Annotated in this window: 22 protein-coding genes and 2 tRNA genes; 16 read left to right on the forward strand and 8 right to left on the reverse strand. The window is 68.3% G+C overall.

Annotated elements, in window-relative coordinates; all coding sequences use genetic code 11:
* Positions 1-23: 23 nt before the first annotated feature.
* From ACXRVZ_RS08525 to ACXRVZ_RS08545, 5 genes are all read right to left on the reverse strand, one after another.
* A complete protein-coding gene (locus tag ACXRVZ_RS08525) occupies positions 24-842 on the reverse strand; it encodes a hypothetical protein (protein WP_457424365.1) in 819 nt (272 codons plus the stop codon).
* Positions 839-1,102, reverse strand: coding sequence for a hypothetical protein (locus tag ACXRVZ_RS08530; protein ID WP_457424363.1), 264 nt, complete (start codon positions 1,100-1,102; stop codon positions 839-841). Before ACXRVZ_RS08530 ends, ACXRVZ_RS08525 begins: the two co-directional genes overlap by 4 nt.
* Positions 1,103-1,152: 50 nt before the next feature.
* Complete coding sequence (locus ACXRVZ_RS08535) at positions 1,153-1,926, reverse strand: LytR/AlgR family response regulator transcription factor (RefSeq protein WP_457424361.1); 774 nt, start codon at positions 1,924-1,926, stop codon at positions 1,153-1,155.
* Positions 1,923-2,993, reverse strand: coding sequence for a sensor histidine kinase (locus ACXRVZ_RS08540; RefSeq protein WP_457424359.1), 1,071 nt, complete (start codon positions 2,991-2,993; stop codon positions 1,923-1,925). Before ACXRVZ_RS08540 ends, ACXRVZ_RS08535 begins: the two co-directional genes overlap by 4 nt.
* An 80-nt stretch (positions 2,994-3,073) precedes the next feature.
* Positions 3,074-4,618: a helicase HerA-like domain-containing protein gene (locus ACXRVZ_RS08545; protein WP_457424357.1), complete on the reverse strand. Its 1,545-nt coding sequence runs from the start codon at positions 4,616-4,618 to the stop codon at positions 3,074-3,076.
* A gap of 76 nt (positions 4,619-4,694) precedes the next feature.
* On the opposite strand from ACXRVZ_RS08545, the gene ACXRVZ_RS08550 reads away from it, so the two are divergent.
* From ACXRVZ_RS08550 to ACXRVZ_RS08620, 15 genes are all read left to right on the forward strand, one after another.
* A complete protein-coding gene (locus tag ACXRVZ_RS08550) occupies positions 4,695-5,417 on the forward strand; it encodes a YebC/PmpR family DNA-binding transcriptional regulator (protein ID WP_457424355.1) in 723 nt (240 codons plus the stop codon).
* A complete protein-coding gene (gene purD / locus ACXRVZ_RS08555; RefSeq protein ID WP_458232291.1) occupies positions 5,417-6,697 on the forward strand; it encodes a phosphoribosylamine--glycine ligase in 1,281 nt (426 codons plus the stop codon). Before ACXRVZ_RS08550 ends, purD begins: the two co-directional genes overlap by 1 nt.
* Positions 6,694-7,314 carry a 1-acyl-sn-glycerol-3-phosphate acyltransferase gene (locus ACXRVZ_RS08560; protein WP_457424351.1) on the forward strand — a complete coding sequence of 207 codons (621 nt, stop codon included), beginning with the start codon at positions 6,694-6,696 and terminating at the stop codon, positions 7,312-7,314. Before purD ends, ACXRVZ_RS08560 begins: the two co-directional genes overlap by 4 nt.
* The gene (gene hemF, locus ACXRVZ_RS08565; RefSeq protein ID WP_457424349.1) at positions 7,311-8,246 is read left to right on the forward strand and encodes an oxygen-dependent coproporphyrinogen oxidase; all 936 of its coding nucleotides are present in this window, start codon (positions 7,311-7,313) and stop codon (positions 8,244-8,246) included. The genes ACXRVZ_RS08560 and hemF overlap by 4 nt, the downstream gene beginning before the upstream one ends.
* Complete coding sequence (gene nadD / locus ACXRVZ_RS08570; RefSeq protein WP_457424347.1) at positions 8,243-8,830, forward strand: nicotinate (nicotinamide) nucleotide adenylyltransferase; 588 nt, start codon at positions 8,243-8,245, stop codon at positions 8,828-8,830. Before hemF ends, nadD begins: the two co-directional genes overlap by 4 nt.
* On the forward strand, positions 8,831-9,532 hold the full coding sequence (gene rsfS, locus ACXRVZ_RS08575) for a ribosome silencing factor (protein ID WP_457424345.1): 702 nt from the start codon (positions 8,831-8,833) through the stop codon (positions 9,530-9,532).
* Entirely contained in the window at positions 9,532-9,999 is a 468-nt protein-coding gene (gene rlmH / locus ACXRVZ_RS08580) for a 23S rRNA (pseudouridine(1915)-N(3))-methyltransferase RlmH (protein WP_056198982.1), read from the forward strand. The genes rsfS and rlmH overlap by 1 nt, the downstream gene beginning before the upstream one ends.
* Entirely contained in the window at positions 9,996-10,598 is a 603-nt protein-coding gene (locus tag ACXRVZ_RS08585; protein WP_457424343.1) for a Maf family protein, read from the forward strand. The genes rlmH and ACXRVZ_RS08585 overlap by 4 nt, the downstream gene beginning before the upstream one ends.
* Before the next feature lie 45 nt (positions 10,599-10,643).
* On the forward strand, positions 10,644-12,137 hold the full coding sequence (rng, locus tag ACXRVZ_RS08590; protein ID WP_457424341.1) for a ribonuclease G: 1,494 nt from the start codon (positions 10,644-10,646) through the stop codon (positions 12,135-12,137).
* 68 nt (positions 12,138-12,205) lie between these two features.
* Positions 12,206-13,495: a Tol-Pal system beta propeller repeat protein TolB gene (tolB, locus tag ACXRVZ_RS08595; RefSeq protein ID WP_457424339.1), complete on the forward strand. Its 1,290-nt coding sequence runs from the start codon at positions 12,206-12,208 to the stop codon at positions 13,493-13,495.
* Positions 13,496-13,589: 94 nt separating this feature from the next.
* The gene (gene pal, locus ACXRVZ_RS08600) at positions 13,590-14,126 is read left to right on the forward strand and encodes a peptidoglycan-associated lipoprotein Pal (protein ID WP_457424337.1); all 537 of its coding nucleotides are present in this window, start codon (positions 13,590-13,592) and stop codon (positions 14,124-14,126) included.
* Positions 14,127-14,143: 17 nt separating this feature from the next.
* Positions 14,144-14,914: a tol-pal system protein YbgF gene (gene ybgF / locus ACXRVZ_RS08605; protein ID WP_458232292.1), complete on the forward strand. Its 771-nt coding sequence runs from the start codon at positions 14,144-14,146 to the stop codon at positions 14,912-14,914.
* On the forward strand, positions 14,914-15,696 hold the full coding sequence (locus ACXRVZ_RS08610; RefSeq protein WP_457424333.1) for a tRNA threonylcarbamoyladenosine dehydratase: 783 nt from the start codon (positions 14,914-14,916) through the stop codon (positions 15,694-15,696). The genes ybgF and ACXRVZ_RS08610 overlap by 1 nt, the downstream gene beginning before the upstream one ends.
* A gap of 69 nt (positions 15,697-15,765) precedes the next feature.
* Positions 15,766-15,841: transfer RNA gene (locus ACXRVZ_RS08615), tRNA-Lys, on the forward strand.
* A gap of 72 nt (positions 15,842-15,913) precedes the next feature.
* Positions 15,914-15,989: transfer RNA gene (locus ACXRVZ_RS08620), tRNA-Lys, on the forward strand.
* Between the two features lie 38 nt (positions 15,990-16,027).
* Here ACXRVZ_RS08620 and ACXRVZ_RS08625 read toward each other — a convergent pair.
* Entirely contained in the window at positions 16,028-17,005 is a 978-nt protein-coding gene (locus tag ACXRVZ_RS08625) for a LysR substrate-binding domain-containing protein (protein ID WP_457424331.1), read from the reverse strand.
* A 123-nt stretch (positions 17,006-17,128) separates the two neighbouring features.
* Here ACXRVZ_RS08625 and ACXRVZ_RS08630 point away from each other — a divergent pair, with 123 nt between their 5' ends.
* Positions 17,129-18,142 carry an MBL fold metallo-hydrolase gene (locus ACXRVZ_RS08630; protein WP_457424329.1) on the forward strand — a complete coding sequence of 338 codons (1,014 nt, stop codon included), beginning with the start codon at positions 17,129-17,131 and terminating at the stop codon, positions 18,140-18,142.
* Between the two features lie 3 nt (positions 18,143-18,145).
* Here ACXRVZ_RS08630 and ACXRVZ_RS08635 read toward each other — a convergent pair whose 3' ends face one another.
* Together ACXRVZ_RS08635 and ACXRVZ_RS08640 are read right to left on the reverse strand one after the other, a co-directional pair.
* A complete protein-coding gene (locus tag ACXRVZ_RS08635) occupies positions 18,146-18,961 on the reverse strand; it encodes a substrate-binding periplasmic protein (RefSeq protein WP_457424327.1) in 816 nt (271 codons plus the stop codon).
* On the reverse strand, positions 18,958-20,487 hold the full coding sequence (locus ACXRVZ_RS08640; RefSeq protein WP_457424325.1) for a glycine betaine ABC transporter substrate-binding protein: 1,530 nt from the start codon (positions 20,485-20,487) through the stop codon (positions 18,958-18,960). Before ACXRVZ_RS08640 ends, ACXRVZ_RS08635 begins: the two co-directional genes overlap by 4 nt.
* Positions 20,488-20,509: the final 22 nt, after the last annotated feature.

The following is a 20,509-nucleotide window of genomic DNA, read 5'->3' on the forward strand; positions in this document are numbered from 1 at the left end:
TCCAGGCCCGTGTGGCGCCGATTCTAAGGACGACGCTCCAGCCGCAATGGCAGCTTCACGTGGGCCAGCGCGATGCTGATCCAGACGGCGACGCTGAAGTACAGCGTCATCCACACCACCTCGCTGCGCCAGTGCGCCCAGTCGTGCGAGACGGTCCAACGGCCTGAGGCGTCGGCAATGCCGGCGGCCACGGTCGGATACATGCGGCCAGCCGCTTCGTCGGCCAGCCAGCGCGCCCAGTACATGGGCACGTCGACCGCGAACATATAGGCCGCATACAGCGTGCCCGCCACGATGGCCACGCCCAGCCAGCGGCGGCCGCGCGTGCTCGCCTGCGGCCACATGGCCAACATCGCCAACACGCTGAGCACGGCAGCCGTGCCCCACAGCGTCTCTTCGACGACGTGGCCGATGTTGCGTGTCGTCAGCACGGCATACCAGGAGTGCAACTCGGCGATGGCGATCATGGGCACGATGGCATGCGCCACCCAGCCGCTGAAGCGGTGCCCGGTCGTCAGCGCGGCGCCGCGCAGCAGCAAGGCCCATTGCGCGGCAAAGCTCAGCTCGGCGATGGTGGCCACCGTGCGACCGACGATGACGCTGGATGCCCAGGAGTCGACCATGACGACGCGCGGCACGTCGAACACCGGCAGGAAGCAGCGGTAGCCGCAGCCCAGCACGTACAGCGCCGACAGCAGCAGTTGCAGGCGCTGGTGGGGCCAGGTCGTGCCGTCAGGGCGGTGGCGGTGCAGCCAGGCGGTGGAGGCCGTCCAGGCAATCAGGTTCAGGCCGGCGATGGCGCACAGCAGGGTCCACCAATGCAGCGTCGTCGTGTCGTTCATGGTGCTTCGGTCTTCTTGGGTGGGCGGCCGGTCTTCACCGGCGCCAGCCGGTCCAGCGCGGCGGCCAGGTCCTTGGGCGCTAGCAGGGCCAGCGCCTGCAACCCGGCGCGCAGCAACTCGCTCTTCTTGGCCTCGCGGTGCGCGGCGTGCAGGCGGTGCTTGAGCTCGGCGATCAAGGCGTAGTCCGCCTCGGGCATGGTGAAGCCGTCGCGTACGAGCTTCAGGCGTTCTTCGGGGGCGGGTTTGGGTTTGTGGTTCATAACGATGAAAACCGTTTATACGGTTTGCATCGTTTCCTTGCTACCGCGAGTCAGAGGGCTTTGAAACGATTTGCGTGCACTCTGCTCACGGTCAGCTTCTCCGGCCGCTGGCGCAGTTCCAGCAGCACGGTGCCGTTCTCCAGTCGCTGGGCTCGGGCGACGGCGTCGATGTGGACGATGGTGCTGCGGTGCACCTGCCAGAAGCGCGCCGGGTCCAGCTGCGGGGCCAGCTCGCGCAGCGACATGCGCACCCAGTAGTCGCGCTCGGCCGTCACGGCGCGCACGTATTTGTCGGCGGCTTCCAGGTAGACGATGTCGTCCACCGGCACCAGCTCGATGGTGTCGCCCACGGCGGCCTGCAAGTGGCGCAAACGTGGTGCTGGGACGGCCTGCGTCAGCAACTGACGCAGCGTGGCCAGCGTGGTGTCTTCTGCTGTCGGCTGGGACAGGCGGGCCTGCAGCCGAGACACGCTCTGCGCCAGGCGTTCGGGCGTGACGGGCTTGAGCAGATAGTCGGCCGCCGCCGCGTCAAAGGCCTGCAGCGCGTACTGGTCATAGGCGGTCACGAAGACGAACAAGGGCAGGGCGCCTGCATCCTCGGGCCAGTCCTCGCCGATGGCCTGGGCGGCCTCCAGCCCGGTCATGCCCGGCATGCGGATGTCCAGGAAGCAGACCTGTGGCCGGTGGCGCAGCGCCAGCTCCACGGCCGCCGTGCCGCTGCCGGCCTGGGCCACGACCTGCAGCGCGGGCCAGGCGACGGCCAGCTCGGCGCGCAGGTTGTCGGCCAGAAGGGGCTCGTCTTCGGCAATCAAGGCGGTCGTCATGACGGGATCTCGATGCGAGCGACGCTGCCGCCGCCGGGTTGGGATTGCAGCGCAAAGCTCGCCGAATCGCCATAACGATGGGCGAGGCGCTCGCGGACCTGGCTCAAACCGAAACCGGTGCCGACGCCACTCAGCTCGTTCGCCGTCGCCAGCCCGGCGCCGTTGTCCGCCACCTCCAGCACCAGCCGCCCGCCCGCGCGCGCGACCGACACGCTCAGCTCGCCGCCGGCCACATGAGGCTCCAGCCCGTGCTTGATCGCGTTCTCCACCAGCGGCTGCAGCAGCAGCGGCGGGATGGCGATGCCGCTCAGTTCGGCGGGCAGGTCCAGGCGCACGCGCAGGCGCTCACCCATGCGCAGCTGCATCAGCGCGAGGTAGTCCGACAGGCGCTCGAACTCGTCGGCCAACGGGTGCTCCGTCGCGCGGCTGGCCTGCAGCGTAGCGCGCAGGTAGTCGATCAGGCGGTCCAGCATGCGCTGGGCTTCGTCGGGTTCCCGCTTGATCAGCACGCGCAGATGGGCCAGCGTGTTGAACAGCATGTGCGGCTCCAGCTGGCTCTGCAGCAGCGTCAGCCGCGCCTCGGCGGCCTGGCGCTGGGCCTCGGCCTGGTCCAGCTTCAGCGCGTTGAGCTTGAAGGCCCAGAAGAACACCAGCGAGCCGAGCACGGCGGCCAGCAGCGTGAAGGCGATGGACCGCGTGACGCGCTGATCGCCCACGTCCCACGGGGCGAGCGACTGCTGACCGCTGATGACGTCGGCCAGCCAGATGCCACCCGTGTAGCCGGCCACGGACGCGATCAGCAGGCAGGGCAGCATCAGCCCCCAGGACACCCAGGCCCGCCGCAGGATGGACACGTCGCCATGCCAGCGCACCAGCAGATAGCCCACCCCGGACTGCAGCAGCGCCACGCCGACCGAGATCTGCACGCCGATGGCGAAGGAGTACAGCATGCCCAGCCAGAAGCGCTCGCCACGGAACAGGTAGTTCAGCAGGCCGACGACGACGCAGATGGCTATGGTGCCGCAGAGGTGGAGCCGCCAGTTGTATTGGGAGCGCAAGGGCTTCATGGGGTCAGCATCATGCGGCCCGGCGTCAAGCGCCAGCGGCCCGCGACGGACGGGCGTGTTGAGGCGCCAGCGGGTCCGGTTCAGCGCCGGCGGCCGCCGCCGCCCAGGATGCTGCCCAGCACGCCGCGGATGATCTCGCGGCCCACGGCCGAGCCGATGCTGCGCACGGCCGACTTCGCCGCCGCCTCGGCCAGGCCGGGGTGCCGGCCGCCGCGCGGGCCGGTGGTGCCGAACAGCACGTCCTTCAGCCCGCCCAGCATGCCGCCGCCTTCTTCGGCCGGCGCGGGTGCGGCGGGGCCGCCCTTGAACACGGCGCCACCCTCGGTCGCGATGCTGCCGCCGGCAGGCGCTGCGGGTTTGCCGGCCAGCTTCTCGTACGCCGACTCGCGGTCCAGCAGCTTCTCGTAGACACCGGCCACCAGCGAGTTGGCCAGCAGGGCCTGCCGCTGCGGCAGGCTGATCGGGCCGATCTGGCTGCCCGGCGGCAGCACGAAGACGCGTTCGGTGATGCTGGGGCGGCCCTTTTCGTCGAGCAGGCTGACCAGCGCCTCGCCGACGGCCAGCTCGGTGATGGCGGTGGCAATGTCCAGCCCGGGCTTGGCGCGCATCGTGTCGGCCGCGCTTTTGACCGCTTTCTGGTCACGCGGCGTGAAGGCGCGCAAGGCATGCTGCACGCGGTTGCCGAGCTGGCCCAGCACGGCGTCGGGGATGTCCAGCGGGTTCTGGGTGACGAAATAGACGCCGACGCCCTTGGAGCGCACCAGGCGCACGACCAGCTCGATGCGCTCGACCAGCGCGTCGGGCGCGTCCTTGAACAGCAGGTGGGCCTCGTCGAAGAAGAACACCAGCTTGGGCTTGTCCAGGTCGCCCACCTCGGGCAGGGTCTCGAACAGCTCGCTCAGCATCCACAGCAGGAAGGTCGCGTAAAGGCGCGGCGCGTTCATCAGCTTGTCGGCGGCCAGGATGTTGATGACGCCCAACCCCGACTCGGTCTGCATGAAGTCGGCGATGTTCAGCATGGGCTCGCCGAAGAACTTGCTCCCGCCCTGCGCCTCGATCTGCAGCAGGCCGCGCTGAATGGCGCCCACGCTGGCGGCCGACACGTTGCCGTACTGCGTCGTGAACTGACTCGCGTTGTCGCCCACATGCTGCAGCATGGCGCGCAAGTCCTTCAGGTCCAGCAACAGCAGGCCGTTGTCGTCGGCGATCTTGAACACCATCTGCAGCACGCCGGCCTGGGTCTCGTTGAGCGCCAGCATGCGGGCCAGCAGCAGCGGGCCCATGTCCGAGACGGTCGCCCGCACCGGGTGGCCTTGCTCGCCGAAGACGTCCCACAGCGTCGTGGGGCAGGCCAGCTTTTCGGGGGGGTCGATGCCGCGGTCCTTGAGCACGGCCAGCAGCTTCTCGCTGGGGTTGCCGGGCTGGCTGATGCCGGTCAGGTCGCCCTTCACATCGGCCATGAAAACAGGCACGCCGAGGCGGGAAAAGTTTTCGGCCAGTGTCTGCAGGCTGATGGTCTTGCCGGTGCCCGTGGCACCGGTGATGAGGCCGTGGCGATTGGCCAGCGCGGGCAGCAGCAGGCACTCGATATCGCCGTGGCGGGCCAGCAGGATGGGGTCAGTCATGGGGCGTCCTCTAAAATCGCGAGCTTGCCAACGATAAATCAGGCCGCCTTCGATGCGGTCGCCAGGAGCCGAACACATGGCTGGTCATTCCAAATGGGCCAATATCCAGCACCGAAAAGGCCGCCAGGACGAGAAGCGCGGCAAGATCTGGACACGCATCATCCGTGAGATCACCGTCGCCGCGCGCCAGGGCGGCCCCGACGTCAAGGACAACCCGCGCCTGCGCCTGGCCGTCGCCCTGGCCAAGGCCGCCAACATGCCGGCCGACCGCATCAAGTACAACATCGACAAGGCCAGCGGCAATCTCGACGGCCTGACCTATGAAGAAATCCGCTACGAAGGCTATGGCATCGGCGGCGCGGCCGTCATGATCGACACGATGACGGACAACAAAGTCCGCACCGTGGCCGAGGTGCGCCACGCCTTCAGCAAGTACGGCGGCAACATGGGCACGGACGGCTCCGTGGCCTTCCAGTTCAAGCATGTCGGCCAGCTGCTGTTTGCGCCGGGCACGTCGGAAGACAAGGTCATGGAAGTCGCGCTGGAAGCCGGCGCCGAAGACGTCATCACCGGCGACGACGGTGCCATCGAGGTGCTGACCTCGCCTGCCGAGTACGAAGCCGTCAAGGCCGCGCTCGAAGCTGCTGGCCTGGTGCCCGAGCTGTCCGAAGTGACGATGCGCGCCGAGAACACCATCGAATTGACCGGCGAGGACGCCGAGCGCATGCAGAAGTTGCTGGACATCATTGAGGACCTGGACGATACCCAGGCCGTCTATCACAACGCGGAACTCAGCTGATGAAAGTCCTTGTCATCGGCAACGGCGGCCGCGAACACGCGCTGGCCTGGAAGCTGGCCCAGGCCGAACGCGTCGCCCAGGTTTACGTCGCTCCCGGCAACGGCGGCACGGCGCGCGACGAGCGGCTGGAGAACGTGCCCATCACCGACGTGAAGGCGCTCGCCGACTTCGCCGTCGAACAGAAGATCACGCTGACCGTCGTCGGCCCCGAGGCCGCGCTGGCTGCCGGCGTCGTCGACGAGTTCCGCTCGCGTGGCCTGCGCATCTTTGGCCCCACAAAGGCGGCTGCCCAGCTTGAAAGCTCCAAGGCCTTCGCCAAGGACTTCATGAAGCGCCACGGCATCCCGACGGCGGCCTACGAGACCTTCACCGACCCGGCCGCCGCCCACGCCTATGTGGACGGCCGTGGCGCGCCCATCGTCATCAAGGCCGACGGCTTGGCGGCGGGCAAGGGCGTCGTCGTGGCGATGACGCTGGCAGAAGCCCACGAGGCCATCTCGTGGATTCTTGAGGACAACAAGCTCGGTGTGACCCACAACGCCGGTGGCGCGCGCGTCGTCATCGAGGACTTCCTGACCGGCGAGGAAGCCAGCTTCATCGTCGTCTGCGATGGCAAGCATGTCGTGTCGCTCGCCACCAGCCAGGACCACAAGCGCCTGCTCGACGGTGACGAAGGCCCCAACACCGGCGGCATGGGCGCCTACTCGCCCGCGCCGGTTGTCACGCCCAATGTGCATGCCAAGGTCATGCACGAGATCATCCAGCCCACCATCACCGGCATGGCCAAGGACGGCCACCCGTTCACCGGCTTCCTCTATGCCGGGCTGATGATCGACGAGCTGGGCCAGCCGCGCACCGTCGAGTTCAACACCCGCATGGGCGACCCCGAGACGCAGCCCATCATGATGCGGCTCAAGAGCGATCTGTTCGAGCTGCTGATGCATGCGACGGACGGCACGCTGGACGAGGTCGAACTGCAATGGGACCGCCGCGTCGCCTTGGGTGTCGTGCTGGCTGCCGAAGGCTACCCGCTCAACCCGCGCAAGGGCGATGCCATCACCGGCCTGCCGGCCGATGAGGACGAGGCCATGGTCTTCCACGCCGGCACGACCGAGGCCGACGGCCAACTGCTGACCAGCGGCGGCCGCGTGCTGTGCGTGACGGCGCTCGGTGAATCCGCCCGCACGGCCGCGCAGAGCGCCTACGAGCTGGCCTCAGGCATCCAGTTCGCGGGCCGGCAATACCGCAGCGACATCGGCCACCGCGCCATCAAGCGTTGAGCACTGCGCCCCTCGTCCTGACCGGGCCGCTGCATCCGCACGGCCGCCAAAGCCGGCTGGCCCGCCGGGTGCTGGGCCTGTTCGGCTGGACGGTGGACGCTCCGGGCCTGCCGGCCGAGCAGGGCGTCATCCTGGTCTATCCGCACACGTCCAACTGGGACTTCGTCATCGGCCTGATGGCCAAGTGGACGCTGGGCCTGGAGCTGCGCTTCTGGGCCAAGGACAGCCTCTTCAGCCTGCCGCTGATCGGCCGCTGGATGCGCTGGATAGGTGGCGTCGCCATCGACCGCCGCAACCGCCACGGCATCGTTGCCGACACGGTGAGCCAGATGCAGGCCGCCGCCGCGCGTGGCGAGCGCTTCTGGCTGGCCGCCGCGCCCGAGGGCACGCGCTCCCTTGCGACCGGCTGGCGCAGCGGCGCCTACCAGGTGGCCGTGCAGGCCGGCGTGCCGGTGGGCCTGTGCTATTTCGACTTCCGCGAGCAGGTGGTGTCTCTGACCCGCTTCGTGCGCCTGACGGGCGACGCGCAGGTCGACTTCGCCGCCTTTGCCGACTACCTCGGCCGGCGCGTAGGCAAGCGCCCCGAGCTGGCCAGTCCCATCCGTCCCCGCTCATGAACTCGCAAGCCGTCCGCGACTACCTGCTCGGTCTTCAGCAGCGCATCGTCAGCGCGCTGGAGGCGGCCGATGGCAACGCCTTCCTCAGCGACGGCTGGACGCGCGAGCCCGGCGGCCGGCTGGAGGGCGACGGCCTGTCGCGCCTTATCGAGGGCGGTGCCGTCTTCGAGCGCGGTGGCGTCAACTTCTCGCATGTGAAGGGCCGCGTGCTGCCGCCCTCGGCCACGCAGCACCGGCCCGAGCTGGCCGGCGCGCCCTTCGAGGCCATGGGCGTGTCGCTGGTGATGCACCCGCACAACCCCTTCGTGCCGACGGTGCACATGAACGTGCGCATGTTCGCGGCCCTGCCGCCCGATGGCCCGGCCGTGACCTGGTTTGGCGGCGGCATGGACCTGACGCCCTATTACGGCTACGAGCGCGACGCCCAGCACTTCCACCGGGTGTGCCGTGATGCGCTCGCGCCGCATGGGCCGGAGCTGCATCCGAAGTTCAAGGCCTGGTGCGACGACTACTTCTTCCTGAAGCACCGCCAGGAGCCGCGCGGCATAGGCGGCATCTTCCTGGACGACTATGCCGACGGTGGCTTCGATGGCGGCTTCGCGCTGATCCGCTCGGTCGGCGACGCCTTCCTGGGCGCCTATATGCCCATCGTCGAGCGGCGCCAGGGCTATGCCTACGGCGAGCGCGAGCGCGACTTCCAGGCCTACCGACGAGGCCGTTATGTCGAGTTCAACCTTGTCTGGGACCGCGGCACGCTGTTCGGCCTGCAGTCGGGCGGACGCACCGAGTCCATCCTGATGTCCATGCCGCCGCAGGTGAAGTGGCGCTACGACTGGGCACCCGAGCCCGGTACGCCCGAGGCACGCCTGTACACCGACTTCCTGCGGCCCCGCGACTGGGCCGATGAAACCCCAACCGCACTTTGGCTGTGAAGATCGCACTCTTCGGCGGCAGCTTTGACCCGCCCCACCTTGGCCACCTGGCCTTTGCCCGCTTCGCGCTGGAGGCGCTGGCGCCCGAGCGCCTGCTGTGGCTGCCCGCCGGCCGGCAGTGGCAGAAGCCCGACCAGGTCATGGCCGCCGGCGTGCATCGCGCCGCGATGATCCGCTGCCTGATGGGCGGCGAGCCCCGCTTTGCCGTCGACGAGCGCGAGCTGCACCGCCGCGGCCCCAGCTTCACGGCCGACACGCTGAACGAATTCAAGGCGCAGTTCCCCAGTGCCGAGCTGATGTTCCTCATCGGCCAGGATCAGTACGCCCGGCTGCCGACCTGGTACCGTGCCGAGGCCGTGGCGGCGCTCGCCACACTTGTCGTGGTGCCGCGCGCGGGCGAGTCGGTCGTCACGCCGCCCGGCATGCCGCCGCACCGCCTGCAGGTGCTGAATCTGCCCGAAACCCCGATCTCATCCACCGCCGTGCGCGAGGCTCTCGCCCGCGGCGACGATATTTGCCCCTTGGTGGGCGCCGACGTCGCGAGCTATATTGACTCGCATCGTCTCTACGAGAAGAAGCCCTGAATGGACATTCGCAAGCTGCAACGAGCCATCGTCGATGGTCTCGAGGACGTCAAGGCTCAGAACATCGTCGTGTTCAACACCGAGCACCTGTCGCCCCTGTTCGAGCGCGTCATCATTGCCTCCGGCACCAGCAACCGGCAGACCAAAGCGCTCGCGTCTAGCGTGCGTGAAACGGTCAAGGGCCGCGGTCTGCAGGTCATGCGCACCGAGGGCGAGGACAACGGCGAATGGATCATCGTCGACTGCGGCGCCGCCGTCGTCCATGTGATGCAGCCGAGCATCCGCGACTACTACCGCCTCGAAGAAATCTGGGGCGACAAACCCGTCAAGCTCAAGCTCGGGTCTAGCGAGATCAAGCTGGTGAAGGCGTCGGAAGACGCCTCTGCCAAGCCTGCGAAAAAGTCAGGCAAGCCCTTGGGCTCGGTGGGCGTGAAGCAAGCCACACCGGCCAAGAAGGCTGCGCCCGCCGCCAAGAAGCCGGCGGCCAAGAAGGCGCCTCACCGTGCCGTCGCCCCCAAGACGCCGGCGGCCAAGACCATCACGGTCGGTGCGACCAAGCCTGGAGCCAAGAAGCCTGCCGCCAAGAAGGTCGCGGTCAAGACGACGGTCGGCGTGAAGAAGGCGGCGCCTGCCAAGACGTCGACGAGCAAGGTCGTCGCCAAGAAGGCTCCGGCCAAGAAGGCCGCTCCGAAGCGCGGCTGATGCGCCTGTTCCTCGTCGCTGTCGGCCAGCGCCAGCCGGCCTGGGCTGACACGGCCTACGAAGATTTCGCCAAGCGTTTTCCGCCCGAACTGAAGCTGGAACTCAAGGCCGTCAAGGCCGAGACGCGCGGCAGCAAGACGGCCGAGCAGTTGATGGCCGCCGAAGCCGCGCGCATCGAGGCGGCGTTGCCGAAAGGCGTGCGTCGCATCATCCTGGACGAGCGCGGCGAGCGGCGCACCTCCGTTCAACTGGCCGAGCGTTTGAAGCTCTGGATGGGCGAGGGGCGTGACGCCGCCCTCATCATTGGCGGGCCTGACGGCCTGCACCCCGACCTCAAGGCCACGGCCGACGAGACGCTACGCCTGTCCGACCTCACGCTGCCGCACGCCTTCGCCCGCGTGTTGCTGGCCGAGGGCCTGTACCGCGCCTGGACCGTGACGACCGGCCATCCGTATCACCGCGAATGAAGCCCTTCATCTACCTCGCCTCGCAAAGCCCGCGCCGCCGCCAACTGCTGGAGCAGATAGCCGTCCCGCACGAACTGCTGCTGCCCGGCGCCGATGAGGACGCCGAGGCGCTGGAGATCGTGCACGCCGGCGAACTGCCCGAGACCTACTGCGCCCGCGTCACCGCCGCCAAGCTGGACGCCGCCCTGACACGCCTGGCTGCGCGCGGCCTGCCACCGGCGCCCATCCTCTGCGCCGACACGACGGTGGCCGTGGACGACCTCATCCTCGGCAAGCCCGAGGACGATGCCGACGCGCGCCGCATCCTGACGCTGCTATCCGGCCGCAGCCACCGCGTCATCACGGCCGTCGCCGTGGCAGATGCCAACCAGCGCGCGGCGACGCTGAACGTGTCCCAGGTCGAGTTCGCGCCGCTCTCTGCGGCCCAGATCGATCGCTACATCGCCAGCCGCGAACCCTTCGGCAAGGCCGGCGCTTATGCCATCCAGAGCCAGGCCGCGGCCTGGATCGTGAAGATTGCCGGCAGCTACACGGGCATCATGGGGTTGCCCCTCTTTGAGACTGCCGCGCTCTTGGACAAATTCGGTTTTGAGTTTTGACATCTGCGCCTGCCGGGCGCAGAGGTCAGCATTCAAAGGTTCGCGATGGAAGACATCCTGATCAACTGGTCTCCGCAGGAAACGCGGGTGGCCGTGGTCGAGAACGGCGCGGTGCAGGAACTGCACGTAGAGCGCACGTTGGAGCGGGGCCTCGTCGGCAACGTCTACCTCGGCAAGGTCGTGCGCGTGCTGCCCGGCATGCAGTCGGCCTTCATCGACATCGGCCTGGAGCGCGCGGCCTTCCTGCATGTCGCCGACCTGCACAGTGCCAGCCAGTTCGGCCACAGCCGGCACCAGAACGCCCATGGTGTCGAAGTGCCACCGACGCCCATCGAGCGCCTGGTCTTCGAAGGCCAGCCGCTGACCGTGCAGGTCATCAAGGACCCCATCGGCACCAAGGGCGCGCGCCTGTCCAGCCAGATCAGCATCGCCGGCCGGATGCTGGTTTTCCTGCCGCAGGACGAGCACATCGGCATCAGCCAGAAGATCGGCTCGCCCGAGGCGCGCGAGGCGCTGCGCGCGCGCATGGTGACGCTGGTGGGCACGAAGGAACAGGGCGGTGGTGGCGGCTTCATCCTGCGCACGAATGCGGAAGATGCGTCGGACGACGAGCTGGCTGCTGACATCGCCTACCTGCGCAAGACCTGGCACCAGATCCGCGACAAGGCGCTCACCACGCCGTCGGCCAACCTGCTGCACCAGGATCTGAGCCTGGTCGAGCGCGTGCTGCGTGACCTGACCCACGAGCGCACCGCGCACATCCGTATCGACTCGCGCATGCAGTACGACGTGCTGCGCGAGTTCGGCGAGATATTCATGCCGGCTGCCACGGCCAAGCTGGAGCACTACCGCGGCGAGCGGCCCATCTTCGACCTGTGCAATGTCGACGCCGAGATCGCCCGCGCGCTGATGCGCAAGGTGGAGCTGAAGTCGGGAGGGTCCCTTGTCTTCGACCAGACTGAAGCGATGACGACTGTCGACGTCAACACCGGTGGCTTCGTCGGCGCCAAGAACTTCGACGACACCATCTTCAAGACGAATCTTGAAGCGGCGGGCTCCATTGCCCGCCAACTGCGCCTGCGCAACCTGGGCGGCATCATCATCGTGGACTTCATCGACATGACCCGCGAGGAGCACAAGACGGCGGTGCTGGCGGAGTTCAAGAAGCAGCTCGGGAAGGACCGCACCAAGGTCACGGTCGGCGGCTTCACGCAGCTGGGCCTGGTCGAGATGACGCGCAAGCGCACGCGCGAGTCGCTGTCGCGCATGCTTTGCGAACCCTGCCCGACCTGCGAGGGCCGCGGCCAGGTGAAGACGGCGCGCTCGGTCTGCTACGACATCCTGCGCGAGATCCTGCGCGAGGCGCGCCAGTTCTCGCCGCGCGAGTTCCGCGTCGTCGCGGCGGCCAACGTCGTCGAGATGATGCTGGACGAAGAAAGCGCCCACTTGGCCGGCCTGTCGGACTTCATCGGCAAGCCCATCTCGCTGACCGCCGAGCCGACCAACCAGACCGAGCACTACGACATCGTTCTGTTGTAGTGGGGATTGCGTCGGACAAGGCCTTGTCTGACGTTACAACTCGCGCGGCTGCGGCAAAATCGCGCGCCATGCTCGAATCAGTTTCCCGTCGCCGCAGCCTTGCGGCTCTTGTTGCCCTCACTGCCGCGCTCGGCGCCGCCCCGGCCCTGGCCCAGGTCCGTATCGACATAGCCGGCACCGGCGGCACGCGCATCCCGGTCGCCATCGTCGACTTCCGCGACGAGTCCAAGTCGCCCCAGCCCATCGCCGCCATCATCCGCGCCGACCTGGAGCGCAGCGGCCTGTTCAAGAGCGTCGATGCGCCTGGCGCCGTCAGCGAAACCAGCGTCCCGGTCTTTCCCGAATGGAAGGCCCGCCAGGCCGACGGTCTCGTCGCCGGCTCGGTCAACAAGCTGGCCGACGGCCGGCTGGACATCCGCTTCAAGCTCTGGGACGTCGTCAAGGGCGCCGAGATCATCGGCCAGGCCCAGGCGGTGCACCCGGACGACGCCCGTCTCGCGGCCCACCGCATCGCCGATGTCGTCTACGAAAAGCTGACCGGCGAGAAGGGCGTGTTCGCCACGCGCATGGCCTACGTCACCAAGGCCGGCCGCCGCTTCAGCCTCGTCATCGCCGATGCCGACGGTGAGAGCGCCAAGGTTGCGCTGACCAGCCCCGAGCCCATCATCTCGCCCGCCTGGGCGCCCAATGGCCGCGAGCTGGCCTACGTCAGCTTCGAGAGCGGCAAGGCCACCGTGCGCATCCAGGACGTTCAGACCGGCACGCGCCGCGTGCTGGCCGACTTCAAGGGCACCAACAGCGCCCCGGCCTGGTCGCCCGATGGTTCGCAGCTCGCACTTAGCCTGTCGCGTGAAGGTGGCACCCAGCTCTTCGTCATCAACCGTGACGGCTCCGGCGTGCGCCGCATCGCGCAAAGCAGCGCCATCGACACCGAGGCCTGCTACTCGCCCGATGGCAGCAAGATCTACTTCGTCAGTGACCGCGGCGGCGGCCCGCAGGTCTACCGTATGCCGGCCACCGGCGGCACGGCCGAGCGCGTCACCTTCGGCGGTGGCTACAACATCAGCCCGGCCATCAGCCCCGATGGCCGCACCATGGCCTACATCACGCGCACCGGCGGCGCCTTCCGCCTCAGCGTGATGGACCTCGGCACCGGCCAGTCACAGCAGATCAGCGAAGCCAACGACGACGAGAGCCCGGCGTTCTCGCCCAACGGCAAGCTCATCGTGTATGCGAGCCGCGCCGGCGGCAAGGAAGTGCTGATGACCACCACGCTGGACGGCAAGATCAAGACGCCTCTGCTGGTCACGCTGGCCGAGGTTCGCGAACCTACTTGGGGCCCATTTACATCCCCGTAACTTGACAGTTCGCACCATGTTGGACAATGCCCGGCCGCCGGTGCTGCCGGCAACGCTCTTTTCCCTCGCCCCCCTGTCTGTGGAGACCACTCTAATGAAGATCACCCGCTACGCGCTCACCCTGATTGCCGCTGCTGCCCTCGCTGGTTGCGGCTCCACCGTCAAACTGGACGAGCCCGCGCCGGTCGTCACTGCCCAGCCCACGACGCCCCCGCCGGCGCAGCAGCAAGTCACGACCCCGGTGGTGCCGCAGAGCCAGGTGAAGCCCATCACCCTGGATGAGCAGCTCAACCAGCAGGTCCAGGGCAAGCGCGTCGTCTACTTCGACTTCGACAGCGACATCGTCAAGGAAGAGTACCGTCCGCTGATCGACGTGCATGCCAAGCGTCTGAACAACAACAAGAAGCTGGCGCTGAGCCTCGAAGGCAACACCGACGAGCGCGGCGGCCGCGAGTACAACCTGGCCCTCGGCCAGCGCCGTGCCGAAGCCGTTGCCAAGTCGCTGACGCTGCTCGGCGTGGGTGCAGCCCAGGTTGAAGCTGTCAGCTTCGGCAAGGAGCGCCCGGCCGCCCAAGGCAGCACCGAGGAAGCCTGGTCCAAGAACCGCCGCGTCGAGCTCAAGGACAAGTGATGCGTGGCCTGCGCCTGATGCGACTGACGCTCCTGGCCCTCGCCGCAGGCGCGGCCTTCATGCAGCCGGCTCGCGCCGGCTTGTTCGAGGACGACGAGGCCCGCAAGGCCATCCTGGAATTGCGCGCCAAGATCCAGGCCAACGACGACGCTGCCAAGCAGCGCGCCGAGCAGCTCAACACGCTGGTCCAGGATCAGCTCCAGCCCCTGCGCCGCAGCATGCTGGAGCTGAACAGCCAGCTCGACGGGCTGCGCGGCGAGGTCGCCAAGCTGCGCGGCACCAACGAGCAACTGGCTCGCGATCTGTCCGACACCCAGCGCAAGCTGGTCGATCAGACGCAGTCCGTCGACGCCCGCCTGAAGCCGCTGGAGCCGCAGAAGGTGGCCCTGGACGGCCGTGAGTTCCAGGTCGCCCCCGATGAACGCGGTCAGTACGACGCCGCCGTCGGCCTCGTGCGCCGCGGCGATTTCGCCGAGGCCGTTGCCGCGCTGAACGCCTTCCTCAAGCGCTACCCCGCCAGCGGCTACACCGACTCGGTGCGCTTCTGGCTCGGCAACGCCCAGTACGGCAAGCGTGACTACAAAGACGCGATCGCCACCTTCAAGGCCTTCATCGCCGGCAACCCGGACCACCCGCGTGCCGCCGAAGCCCTGCTCGCGCTGGCCAACTGCCAGGCCGAGCTGAAGGACAACAAGGCCGCGCGGCGCAGCATCGAAGACCTCATCAAGGCCTACCCCGGCACTGAAGCCGCGCAAGCCGGCAAAGAGCGCCTGGCCAGCCTGAAGTGATGGCCGCAGATCAGCAGGATGCTGATCTGGAGCGTCGCTTCGGCGGCCTGCGCCGCCTGCATGGCGACGCCGCCTATCAGCGCCTGCGCACTGCACGTTTCGCGGTCGTGGGCCTGGGTGGCGTCGGCTCCTGGGCCGTCGAGGCCCTGGCCCGCAGCGGCGCGGCCGAGCTGACGCTGATCGACCTTGACCAGGTCTCCGAATCCAACATCAACCGCCAGATCCAGGCCCTGGGTTCGACCGTCGGCATGGCCAAGGCCGAAGCCCTGCGACTTCGCATCGCCGACATCCACCCTGGCTGCGCCGTGCGCGTCATCGAGGAATTCGTCGAGCCCGACAACTGGCCGGCCTTGATCGGCGATGCGCAGTTCGACGGCCTCATCGACTGCTGCGACCAGGTCCGCGCCAAGGCCACGTTGGCCGCCTGGGCGCGTGAACGCGGTCTGCCTTTCGTCACCGTTGGCGCCGCCGGCGGCAAGCGCGAGCCGCATCGCGTGCAACTGGACGACCTCAGTGCCACGACGCATGACCCGCTGCTCGCCTCGCTGCGCCAACGCCTGCGCAAGCATCACGGCGCGCCGCGCACGGGCAGGCTGGATGTGGCCTGCGTCTACTCGCTCGAGCCCGTGCACCTGCCGCAGCAGGGTGAGGGCGACGCTTGTGATGTCGATGGCAGCCTGAATTGTCACGGCTACGGCTCCAGCGTCACCGTCACGGCGACCTTCGGGCTATGCGCCGCCGCGGAGTTGCAGCGCCTGCATGTGCTTCGCAAATCAGCTTGACGGCGCTTGAATGAAAGTTCTTGTCGAGTGCCGAAAAACCTGCCTATAATGGCGGGCTCTGCTTGACACGGGACGTTAGCTCAGTCGGTAGAGCAGCGGACTTTTAATCCGTTGGTCGCAGGTTCGAATCCTGCACGTCCCACCAGGTTTTTCAGTGCTGATTCGACGGAATCAACGCTACAATCACTGGCTCAGCGCGGTACGCCGAGTTGAATCAGGGCTCTTAGCTCAGTTGGTAGAGCAGCGGACTCTTAATCCGTAGGTCGAGTGTTCGAGTCACTCAGGGCCCACCAAATCAGCTTCCGGCACGTCCGGTAGCGCAAAAAACCCCTTACGAATCAACGCGTAAGGGGTTTTTTGTTGTCCGCATCAAGGCGCCAGCCTCGGGCTGCAGCAGACGGTCCCACCACGGCGTCTCGCCGATCTCGGCACGCAAGTGGTCGATGAACAGCCTGGCCTTTGTCGCATGGCTGCGCCCCGGCAGGCGCACGGCATGGATGGCCGGCATGCCGGGCGAGGCGGCCGCCGCGGCTTCCTCGGGAAACAGGGCGATCAGTTCGCCCGAGCGCAGCTGGTTGCACACCACCCAGGTGGCGATGTGGATCACGCCCAGGCCTTGCAGGGCGGCTTGCAGCATGCCGTCCTTGTCGTCGGTGCGTAAGGGGCCGCGCACGGGCAGGGGCTGGTTGCGGTTGATGCCGGCGTAGCGCCAGACGAAGCCAGGCGCCGGGGGCGTGGCGACGGTGATGCAGGCGTGCTCCATCAGATCCAGCGGGCTGGTCGGGTGGCCGGCGCGGGCGAGGTAGGCCGGGCTGGCGCAGGTGACCAGGCGCACCGGCGCCAGCGTCGTGGCACGCAGGTCGCTGTCGGGCAGCAGGCCGATGCGGATGGCGACGTCCATGCGCTGCTCGGAGAGGTCGATGACCTGGTCGATGAGATGCAGGTCAACCTCGATGTCCGGGTAGCGCCGCAAAAAGCTGGCCAGCGCGCTGACGACATGCTGGCGGCCGAACACGGTGGGCGCCGTCACCGTCAGCAGGCCGCGCGGGTCGCCGTCGCCGGCCTGGAGGGCCTCCTTGGCGCCGGCCAACTCACCGAGGATGTTGCGCGCCCGGGGCAGGAACTGCTCGCCGGCGTCGGTCAGCGCCAGGCGGCGCGGGCTGCGGTGGAAGAGCTTGGCGCCAAGCTCGACCTCCAGCGCGTCGATCTTGCGCGTGACCGAGGACACGGCGACGTCCTGGCGGCGCGCGACCTCCGAGAAGCTGCCGTGAGCGGCGACGGCGAGGAAGGTGTCCAGGGCTTCGATCATGGCTTGAGTCTTTGCGAATTTCGCAAACTTCATTTGCGTTGGACATGATTGTTCCGAGAAACGCAAAACAAAACAATGCACTCCGTTTCGCGAACGAACCCAACTTCTCACCGAAAGCCGCAAATGACTTCCTCCCATCCCTTCCCCGCTCCGTCCCCCCATCGCCGCACTGCTCTTGGCCGCCTGGCGTTGGTGTCCGCGCTGGCGCTTGCCGGGCTGGCCTTCGCCAGCCTACCCGTGCCGGCCGAAGCCGCCGCGCCGCAGCAGAAGACGCAGGCACCCGGCTGGTACCGCCTGATGCTTGGCAGCTTCGAGGTCACGTCGCTGAGCGACGGCACGGTCGGTCTGCCGGTCGACCAGCTCCTGCACGCGCCGGCCGGGCGGGTCGCCGAGGGCCTGAAGCAGCATTTCCAGCAGGCGCCGCTGGAGACCTCGGTCAATGCCTGGTTGATCAACACCGGCAGCCGCCTCGTGCTGGTGGACGCCGGCGCGGGCACGCTGTTCGGGCCGACGCTGGGCAAGCTGGTGGCGCAGATCCGCGCGGCGGGCTACCAGCCCGAGCAGGTCGACGACATCCTCATCACCCACATGCACCCGGACCATGTCGGCGGCCTGGCGGCGGGCGGCGAGCGCGCGTTCCCCAACGCAACGGTGCATGGCAGCAAGGCCGATGCCGACTATTGGCTGTCACAGGCCAAGGCGGACGCTGCGCCCAAGGAGAGGAAGGGCTTCTTCCAGGGCGCGATGGCGTCGCTGACGCCCTATGTGCAGGCGGGGCGATTCCAGCCCTTCGAGCGCGATGGCGAGATCCTGCCGGGCATCAGCGCCCTCGCCGCACCTGGCCACACGGCCGGGCATGCGGTCTACGCGGTGGAGAGCCAGGGCCAGCGCCTGGTGCTCGTGGGCGACCTTATCCACGTCGCCTCCGTGCAGCTTGCTTCGCCGGAGGTGACCATCGCCTTCGACAGCGACGAGCCCCAGGCCGCCAGGAGCCGTGCCCGCGTGTTTGCCGAACTGGCCAGGGACGGCAGTCTCGTCGCGGTGAGCCACTTCAACTTCCCCGGCATCGGCCGCCTGCGCCAGGAAGGCAAGGGCTGGCAGTGGCTGCCGCTGGACTACCGCAGCCAGGTGAATTGAAGGTCAGGGCGGCAGCGGCCGGGCGCTGCCGTTCAGGCTGCCCGCCGGGTAGTTGTCGTTGAAGAGCTGCCACACCCGGCCCGACCTGGCCGCCTGCTTGAGGGCTGTGCGCAGCAGGAGCCGGTCGGCGTCGTTCAGGCTGTGCCGGGACAGGTAGACGCCGCTCTCCCCCCAGTCCAGTTCTACCAGCGGCTCAACGTGAACCTGCCTGGCGAGCGGGGCCAGGTCGGCCTCCTGGGCTAGCGTGGCGATGAGAATGCTGGCCGTCATCACGGTGCCCTGGGCCAGGCCCTGGCGCAGCGCGCGGGCCACGCCGGCAGCGTCGGGTTCCTCGACGAGCCGGTGCTGGGCGCGCAGCGTGGCGAGGGCCTGGTCGTAGGCCGGGCCATAGGTGAAGCTGCGGATTACCGCCAGCTTGTAGCCGCGCCGGGCGAGCAACTCGGCCAGCGAGCGCGGCGTCTGCCGCTCACGCTGCAGCGTCACCAGGCTGGCGCGCACCTGCACGAGGGGGACGAACTCGCCATGGACATCGCGAGAGGGTGCGTGGGCGGCGGGCAACAGCAGGTCGGCCTGGCCGGACTCGAACATCTGCTGCAGCCGGGCGCGCGGCACGCGGTGCATCTTGAACTCACAACCGTGGGCGGCGCCCAGTTCGCGCAGCAGCGTGGGATACAGGCCGACGATGCGTTCGCCGTCGAAGCTGACGCTGACGCCAACCGGCGCCAGCGGTACCTCGACCGGCCGGGAGCAGCCGGCCTGCGCAGCGGCAGCCGCCAGCAGGCCCCATGCCCAAATGCCTGATCGCGCCCTTGCGTTCATGCCCCTCGGTTCCGCCATGTTTTGTGCCGATTGTGAGCCCCCGCAGCCCGGCGCTCCAGCGCGTCGAACAGCAGTTGCACGGCGATGGCCAGCACGGCGGCGGGCATGGCGCCGGCCAGCATCAGCGCGCTGTCGTTGACGGCCAGGCCGGCGACGATGCGCTCGCCCAGGCCGCCGGCGCCCACAAACGCCGCCACCGTGGCCGTGCCCACGTTGGTGACGGCCGCCGTCTTCACGCCAGCCATCAGCGTGGGCAGGGCCAGTGGCAGCTCAACGCTGCGCAGCGCCTGGGCGCGCGTTAGGCCCAGCGCGAGCGCGGCGTCAAGCAGGCCGGTGGACACGGCCTGCAGACCCGCGTGGGTGTTGCGCACGATGGGCAGCAGCGCGTAGACGAACAGGGCCAGCAGGGCCGGGACGAAACCGATGCGGCCCACCAGCGCGATCAGGAAGGCCAGCAGGGCCAGCGAGGGCAGGGTCTGCAGCAGACCGGTGACGGCCATGACCGGCGCGGCCAGGCGCGGCAGGCGGTGCGCCGCGATGCCCAGTGGCACGGCCACAGCAATGGCCAGCGCCAGCGAGCCGAGCACGAGGGCCAGATGCTGGGCGAGCAGCTTGGCGAGATCGGGCGCCAGCAGCCGCGCAACGAAGCCCTGCGGCGCTGCGGCGCTGGGCGCGCCCTGCAGAAAGGCGCGCGCCACGTCCGCAAACAGCCAGCCCTCCAGCTCGGCGGCGGCGTTGAGCTGGATCATGCGCGCCTCGGTCAGCCGCCCGGCCAGGCCTTGCAGCGGCTTCTCGTCCACCGCCGCGCGCATCAGCAGCACGGCGTCGTAGCGCGGGAAGAAAGCGCGGTCGTCGCGCAGCACGCGCACCGGCTGGCGGGCGAGCTGGGCGTCGGTGGTGTAGACGTCGATGAGGTCGACCTGGCCGCCGGCCAGCGCCTGGTAGGCCAGGCCGTGGTCCAGGCCGCTGCCAGGCTGCAGCGTCAGGCCGTAGGCGCGCTGCAGCGCCGGCCAGCCGTCGGCGCGGGCGATGAATTCATGCGACAGGCCGGGCTTGAGCGTCGGCGCCTTGGCTGCCAGCTCCGAGATCGTCGCAATGCCCAGCCGCGCGGCATCGGCCTCGCGCATCGCCAGCGCATAGCTGTTGTTGAAGCCCAGCGGCACGCCGGCCTTGAGGCCCAACGGCTTGAGCCAGGCGTTGATCTGCTCCAGCGGCGCCTGCGCGTCGGCGGCGGCGTCGCGCTTTAGCAGCTCGCGCACGATGGTGCCGGTGTACTCGGGGTAGACGTCAATCTGCCCCTGCTGCAAGGCGGTGGCCAGGATGGCGGTGTTGCCCAGGCCCTGGCGGTGCTCTGCGGGGATACCCTGATTTATTAGTGTTACACTAATGAGTTCGCCGAGCAGATAGCTTTCAGTGAAACGCTTGGACCCCACCTTCACAGGTTGGGCATGCGCATTGCCCAAAAGGGCAGTCGCGCAAGCCGCAAGGACGAGGCGGAGCAGCAGGCGGCAAGTCATGGCCGTCATATTGCCTGAGGCGAAGTAGGTT

The organism is Roseateles sp. P5_E8 (assembly GCF_054177665.1).